This window comes from Streptomyces solincola (assembly GCF_002982015.1).
Taxonomy (GTDB): Bacteria; Actinomycetota; Actinomycetes; order Streptomycetales; family Streptomycetaceae; genus Streptomyces; species Streptomyces solincola.
This window is the reverse complement of record NZ_PVLV01000140.1, coordinates 1-6,929: the sequence shown is the minus strand read 5'-3', so window position 1 is coordinate 6,929 and position 6,929 is coordinate 1. Positions and strand designations below refer to the sequence as shown.

The 6,929-nt window shown below is 75.0% G+C and carries 5 protein-coding genes and 1 pseudogene; 2 read left to right on the top strand and 4 right to left on the bottom strand.

Annotated elements, in window-relative coordinates; genetic code table 11:
• Positions 1–489: 489 nt before the first annotated feature.
• Positions 490–1,638, top strand: coding sequence for an ArsR/SmtB family transcription factor (locus tag C6N75_RS11175; protein ID WP_105868715.1), 1,149 nt, complete (start codon positions 490–492; stop codon positions 1,636–1,638).
• Between the two features lie 78 nt (positions 1,639–1,716).
• Here the strand turns inward: C6N75_RS11175 and C6N75_RS11170 are convergent, their stop codons facing one another.
• Positions 1,717–2,877, bottom strand: coding sequence for an alkaline phosphatase PhoX (locus tag C6N75_RS11170; RefSeq protein ID WP_105868714.1), 1,161 nt, complete (start codon positions 2,875–2,877; stop codon positions 1,717–1,719).
• A gap of 243 nt (positions 2,878–3,120) precedes the next feature.
• Here C6N75_RS11170 and C6N75_RS11165 point away from each other — a divergent pair, with 243 nt between their 5' ends.
• Positions 3,121–3,561: a VOC family protein gene (locus C6N75_RS11165; RefSeq protein WP_105868713.1), complete on the top strand. Its 441-nt coding sequence runs from the start codon at positions 3,121–3,123 to the stop codon at positions 3,559–3,561.
• On the opposite strand, the gene nirD is transcribed toward C6N75_RS11165, so the two are convergent.
• From nirD to C6N75_RS11150, 3 genes and pseudogenes are all read right to left on the bottom strand, one after another.
• Complete coding sequence (gene nirD, locus C6N75_RS11160; RefSeq protein WP_105868716.1) at positions 3,537–3,887, bottom strand: nitrite reductase small subunit NirD; 351 nt, start codon at positions 3,885–3,887, stop codon at positions 3,537–3,539. The genes C6N75_RS11165 and nirD overlap by 25 nt on opposite strands.
• Positions 3,887–6,412, bottom strand: coding sequence for a nitrite reductase large subunit NirB (nirB, locus tag C6N75_RS11155; protein ID WP_258177347.1), 2,526 nt, complete (start codon positions 6,410–6,412; stop codon positions 3,887–3,889). The genes nirD and nirB overlap by 1 nt, the downstream gene beginning before the upstream one ends.
• A gap of 181 nt (positions 6,413–6,593) precedes the next feature.
• Positions 6,594–6,929: pseudogene (locus C6N75_RS11150) on the bottom strand (NAD(P)/FAD-dependent oxidoreductase); the annotation flags it as partial.

Here is a 6,929-nt window from a genome sequence, read left to right as displayed (position 1 = left end):
CCGCCGTGGGTTCTTCCGGGGTTCACGCCGTACGTTGCAGCCGTGCGTTGCAGTGGCGTTCGCGCCGCTTGTCGGCGGCGGTGTCACGGGGTTGTTGAATGGGCATCTGCCTGGGTGCGGCTGTTGAATGCCGGACCTTTCAGCGGCATTCACGCGCTGTCCGCCCAGTGTATTCGCGCCATTCACCGAGCAAAGAACGGGCGAGGCGCGGCCACCGGATCCCCACCCGGCGGCCACGCCCCATTACCCACGTCGGTCGGGAGAGCCGCAACCTTTCAGGTCCGCCGCCGGACGCGCGAAGCCCCCCACGGTCTTCTGACGCGTCACCTCGGTCCTGAAGGTTTCCCGTTCCGACGGCGTACAGCTTTTCGGCTGAGCCCCTTCCTCCGCGACGGGTTTCAACTGTGGCTGAAACACCGTGGTAACGTCCTGTGATGGCATGCATACTCAATGCCGGGGGTGATTGCGGATGCAACAGGTGGGGGTTCAGTGCTGCGTATTCATTTCACCGGGGACGACCTCGCCGCCATACGGATGGCGGCCCGGCCGGATGCGTTGTGGGAAACGATTCTCAGCTTTCACCGGTTGCGCGACCGGCGCGGAGCGCTCGTCTTCGGCGCTTGGCGCGAGGAGGCGCGCGCCAAGCTGGGCGGTGAGACCAGGCTGCTCGGCGCACTGGTCCCGCAGCGCGGCTACTTCCCCGACTTCCTGACCCCGCAGGCCGGGCTGGACGGCCTGGAGCCCGGCCTGGAGGCGATCCGGGCCACCCCGCCGGCCCGCGTCCACACCGAGCTGGCCCTGCTGTCCGCGGGCCGCTCCGCCGCCACTCCGCTGCCGGGGTGGGCGCTGGACCTCGCGCAGGGCGACCCCGCCCCGTTCGGCCGGCTGCTGTCCGCGCTGCGCGGCTACCACCGGGCCGCCATCGAGCCCTTCTGGAGCTACCTGGAGTCCCGGATAGAGGCCGACCGGGCGCTGCGGGGCCGGGCCCTGCTGGACGGCGGCGCGGAAGAGCTGCTGGCCTCCCTGCCGCCGATGCTGCGCTGGCGCGCCCCGGTGCTGGAGGCGGACTACCCGGTCGACCGGGACGTGCACCTGGACGGGCGCGGTCTGCTGCTCCAGCCGTCGTTCTTCTGCCGGGCCACCCCCGTGGTGCTGCGCGACCCGGACCTGCCGCCAGTGCTGGTGTACCCGGTGACCCACGCCGACGCCCCGGCGGCGGCCGCGGCGGACAGCGGGGCCTCCCCGCTCGGCCGGCTCGTCGGGCACACCCGCTCGGCCGTGCTGCGGGCCATCGGGCACGGCGGCACCACCAGCGAGCTGGCCCGCCGGGCCGGGGTGTCGCTCGCCTCGGCCAGCCAGCACGCCGGGGTGCTGCGGGAGGCGGGCCTCGTGGTGACGATGCGGCAGGGCAGCTCGGTGCTGCACACGCTGACGCCGCTGGGCGCGGCGCTGCTGCACGGCGGCCGCACCGGGCCGGGCGGGGCGCTGGCCAAGGAGTCCGAGGGCCCCCTGCGGGAGTCGGGCGGGCCGCTGCGCGAATCCGGCGGGCACCGGGGCGAGGGCGGCTCCCGCCGGGGCGGCGGAGGCCCCCCGCCGCCGCGGCTGCGCTACGCCCGCGGCGGCCCCGGCCGGGGCTGAGGCGGGGCTGAGGCGTTCAAGGCGTTCACGCGGTGGCCCCGGACGGCAGGACCGTCCGGGGCCGGGGAGGTGCGGTCGTCAGGCGCGGAAGGGGCCGGTCACCTCGTAGGTGATGCCGCCGGAGGAGCTGCCGCTGGTGCCGCGCTGGCTGGAGAAGTACAGCCGCCGGCCGTCCGGGGAGAAGGCCGGGCCGGTGATCTCCGAGCCGGACTGGCCGGTGATCCGCAGGAACGGCGCGACCGTGTCGTCCGGGGTGATCAGGCAGATCTCCATGGTGCCGCCGTCCTCGGCGATGTACAGGTCGCCGGAGGAGGAGCCGGTGACGTTGTCCACGCCGGTCAGCGGCGCTGCGCCGGAGGGCACCAGCGAGTCGTCGTAGGCCAGTTCGTAGCTGCCGGCCGCGAGGTCCAGCCGCCAGACCCGGTTGTCGCCCTTGGTGGTGAACCAGACCGTGTCGTCGGCGTAGTGGCAGCCCTCGCCGCCGTTGAACCGCTTGGCCCCCGAGACCTGGTTGCGGGTGGCGGTGGGGGAGCCGTCCGGGTCGGGCACGTCCTGCCAGCGGAAGGAACCGGACGTCCCCGAGCCGGCGACCAGCACCTGGAGGACGCCGGTGGACAGGTCGCCCCAGGTGGCGGGGGTGAACCGGTAGAAGCAGCCGTCGCTCTCGTCCTCGGTGAGGTAGACGACCCTGCGGACCGGGTCGGCGGCGGCCGCCTCGTGCTTGAACAGGCCCATCGCAGGGTGCCGCACGGCCGCCTTCACGCCCCACGGGTCGGTCTCGTAGACGTAGCCGCGGCTGACCTCCTCGCAGGACAGCCAGGTGTTCCACGGGGTGCGCCCGCCCGCGCAGTTGGTGCGGGTGCCGGACAGGATGCGGTACGCGCCGGTGATCGCGCCGGTGGCGGAGAACCTCAGCGCGCCCGCGCCGCCGTTCGGGCTCACCTCCGAGTTGGAGACGTAGATCCAGCCGCTGCCGTCCGCGAAGCACGCCCCGCCGTCGGGCGCGTCGTGCCAGGTGTACGCGGTGGTGCCGACCCGCTGCCGGGAGCGGGCGACCACTCGGCTGGTGAAACCGGAGGGGAGCTGGATCCCGTTGGCGTCGGCCGCGCGCAGGGCGCCGTAGGGGCCCGTGCCGGGCTGGGCGGGGGCCGCGTAGGCGGCGCCCTGCATCAGGGCGCCGCCGAAGGCCGCCGCCGTGCCGCCGACGGCCGCTCCGCGCAGGAAACTGCGACGTTCCACGTGTCTCACTCCAGGGGTGGGGACAGCCCGCCGCACCGGCCGGGGCGGCGGGACTCGCACGACCCGGGACCGTACGAGCCTGGCATGGACACATCCCGAACGGGCGGTGACGCCGTGCTGTACGGCCTCCGGCGGCGGCCCGGCGCGGCGTACGGCGGCGGTCCGGGTGGCGGTCCGGGGCGGGGCGGGCCAGGGTGGTGCCGCCCGCCCGTCCGGGCGGCGAGCCGCCAGGGAGGACCGCCCGTGCCGCAGATCGTCTTCGTCAACCTGCCGGTCAGGGACCTGGCGGCGTCCCGGGCCTTCTGGGGCGCCCTGGGCTTCCGCTTCAACGAGCACCTCTCCGGCGACCGGGCCGCCTGCCTGGTGCTCGGCGAGAGCGTCTTCGTCATGCTGCTCACCGAGACCTACTTCGCGGAGTTCACCCGCAAGGAGGTCGCCGACGCCTCGGCGGTGACGGAGGCGGTCTTCGCGCTCAGCTCCGGCAGCCGCGAGCGGGTGGACGAGCTGGCCGACGCCGCGATGACGGCCGGCGGCTTCCCCGCCGGACCGCCCCGCGACTACGGACCGATGTACAGCCGGTCCTTCCAGGACCCGGACCACCACCAGTGGGAGGTGCTCTGGATGGACCCGGCCGCGGCCGGCGAGGACACGGGCGGCGGTCAGGCGGGCGAGCGGACCGGGTAGACGGCGACGGCGACCTCCTCGTCGTCCAGGCACCGCCCGCTCACCAGGTCGAAGCGCTGCTTCAGCAGCGGCGAGGCCACGAACGGCCGGCCCGCCGCCGAGCCGGTCAGCCCGCGGGAGAGCACCTGGGCGCCGGTGAACGGATCGCGGTTGTCGATCGCATACAGCCGCCCGGCCCGGTCCCGGAACAGCGCCGCCTGCCGGCCGTCCGGCAGCAGCGCCGCCACGCCCCGGCCCGGGGCCAGCCGCGCCGGGTCGCACACCGCCAGCCAGGCGCCCCCGACCAGCAGCTCGACGGCGCCGCCGCCGCTCGTCTCGGTGGTGATCACGGCGTGTTCACTCCTTCGTACGTCCGGCCGGCCGGCGCGGGTCCGATGGCCAGCACCGCCAGGTCGGGCTTGAGCTGGTCGCGTTCGGGGACGAAGCGCACCGACGGGTCGGGCGTCCCGGGGGCGTTGACGAAGGAGACGAACCGGGCCAGCCGCTCCGGGTCCTCCAGGGTGGCCGCCCACTCGTCCCGGTAACCGGCCACATGCGCGGCCATCTGGGCCTCCAGCTCCGCGCACAGCCCCAGCGAGTCGTGCACCACCACGTCCCGCAGGTGCTCCAGCCCGCCCTCCAGCCGCTCCAGCCAGGCCGCGGTGCGCTCCAACCGGTCGGCGGTGCGGACGTAGAACATCAGGAACCGGTCGATCAGCCGGACCAGTTCGGCGTCCGAGAGGTCCCGGGCCAGCAGATCCGCGTGGCGCGGGGTCGCGCCGCCGTTGCCGCCGACGTGGAGGTTCCAGCCGTTGGCGGTGGCGATCACGCCGAAGTCCTTGGACTGCGCCTCGGCGCACTCCCGGGTGCAGCCGGAGACCGCCGACTTGAGCTTGTGCGGGGCGCGCAGCCCCCGGTAGCGCAGCTCCAGGTCGATGGCCATCCGGACCGAGTCCTGCACGCCGTAGCGGCACCAGGTCTGCCCCACGCAGGACTTCACCGTGCGCAGCGCCTTGCCGTAGGCGTGCCCGGACTCGAAGCCGGCGTCCACCAGCCGCGCCCAGATCGCCGGGAGCTGGTCCACCCGGGCCCCGAAGAGGTCGATCCGCTGACCGCCGGTGATCTTGGTGTAGAGGCCGAAGTCGCGGGCCACCTCGCCGATCACGATCAGCCGGTCGGGGGTGATCTCGCCGCCGGGGACGCGCGGCACGACGGAGTAGGAGCCGTTGCGCTGGAGGTTGGCGAGGAAGTGGTCGTTGGTGTCCTGGAGCGCGGCCCGCTCGCCGTCCAGCGGGTAGGCGCCCTCCAGGCTCGCCAGGACCGAGGCCACCACCGGCTTGCAGACCTCGCAGCCCTCGCCGCCGCGGGCCTCGGCCCGCCCGTGCGCGTCCAGCAGCTCCGCGTAGGAGTCCAGACGCAGGGTGCGCACGATCTCGTACAGCTCCTGGCGGCTGTGCGGGAAGCAGCCGCAGAGCCCGGACTCGCCCGGCGGCGGCAGCAGTTGCCGGATCACCGTGACGCAGCCGCCGCAGCCGGTGCCCGCCTTGGTGCACTTCTTGACCTCGGGCAGCGAGGCGCAGGCGACGATCGCGCCCTTGGTGACGTTGTGGCAGGAGCACACCACCGCGGAGTCGGGCAGCGCGGCGGGACCGAGCGCCGCCGGGGCGCCCGCGCCCGCCGGCAGCACCAGCTGCTCGGGCGCGACCGGCGGGCGGCTGCCGGTGAGCGGGCGCAGCATGCCGTACGCCTCGGCGTCGCCGACCAGCACCCCGCCGAGCAGCACCCCGTCGGCGTCCATCACCAGCTTCTTGTAGACCCCGGCCCGGGAGTCGGCGTACACCACGTCCAGGCAGCCGGCAGCCGTGCCGTGGGCGTCGCCGAAGGAGGCCACGTCCACGCCGAGCAGCTTGAGCTTGGTGGAGGTGTCGGCGCCGGTGAAGGTGCGGCCCGCCGCCGTCCCGGGCGGCTCGCCCGCGCCCGCGCCGATCGACTCGGCGGCGGTGAGCGCCATCTCGTAACCGGGGGCCACCAGGCCGTAGACCCGGCCGTCGGCGGCCAGCGCGCACTCGCCGATGGCGTACACCGCCGGGTCGGAGGTGCGGCAGTGCTCGTCCACCGCGATCCCGCCGCGCTCGCCGACGGCCAGCCCGCAGTCGCGGGCCAGCGCGTCCCGGGGGCGCACCCCGGCGGAGAAGACCACCAGGTCGGTGGCGATCTCGGAGCCGTCGGACAGCTCCATGCCGGTGACCCGGCCGTCGTCGCCGGTGCGCACGGCGGCGGTGCCCGTGCCGGTGTGCACGGTCAGGCCCATGGACTCGACGGTGCGCAGCAGGGCCGCCCCGCCGCCCTCGTCCACCTGCACCGGCATCAGCCGGGGCGCGAACTCCACCACGTGGGTGGCCAGGCCCAGGCCGCGCAGCGCGCCGGCCGCCTCCAGACCGAGCAGCCCGCCGCCGACGACCGCGCCGGTCCCGGCCCCCTTGGCGTACGCCTCGATGGCGAGCAGGTCCTCGATGGTGCGGTAGACGAAGCAGCCCTCGGCGTCGCGGCCGGGCACCGGCGGGACGAACGGGTACGAGCCGGTGGCCAGCACCAGGGTGTCGTACGGCAGGGTGAGCCCGGAGCGGGTGGTCACCGTCCGCGCGGTGCGGTCCACCGCCTCGACCGGGTCGCCGAAATGCGCCTCGATGCCGTGCCGGGCCAGGAAGTCCGGTGCGGTGACCGACAGGTCGTCCGGGGTGCGGCCGTCGAAGTAGGACGACAGCCTGACCCGGTCGTAGGCCGGGCGCGGCTCCTCACCCAGCACGGTGATCCGCGTCCGCCCGGTGACGCCCTGCTCGGCGAGCGCCTCCAGGAAGCGCTGGCCGACCATGCCGTGGCCGACGAGAACGAGGGCGGGGCGGTCGTCCGGCCCGGACCGGCGGCTGCCGGGGCGCTGGGACAGCGCAGCGGCCTGGGGCGTCTCGGCGTCGTGGGGCAGCACCGTGGGCTGGGGCCTCTCAGCGGCCCGGGGCAGGACAGCAGCGTGGGGTGTCTCGGCGTCGTGGGGCATCTCAGCGGCCTCCGTCGTGGGTGAGCAGATGGAGCAGGGGCGCGTCGGGGAGGGCCTCGTCGCCCTCCCACGCCCGGGCGAGCGCCCCGACCGCGTCGAGGTCGTCGCCCAGCAGCACGCCGCCCACCAGCCGGTCACCGCGGACGACGACCTTTCGGTAGGCCCCTCGGGTGGCGTCGGCGAGCCGTACGGTGTCGTCGCCGGGGCCGGCGGCCACCTCGCCGAACGCGGCCACCTCCAGCGGGGCCAGGCTCAGCCGGGTCAGCGCCCGGGTGCCGCGGTAGGAGGGCGACCGCCCTCCTACCGCGGCACCCGGGCGCTGACCCGGCTGAGCCTG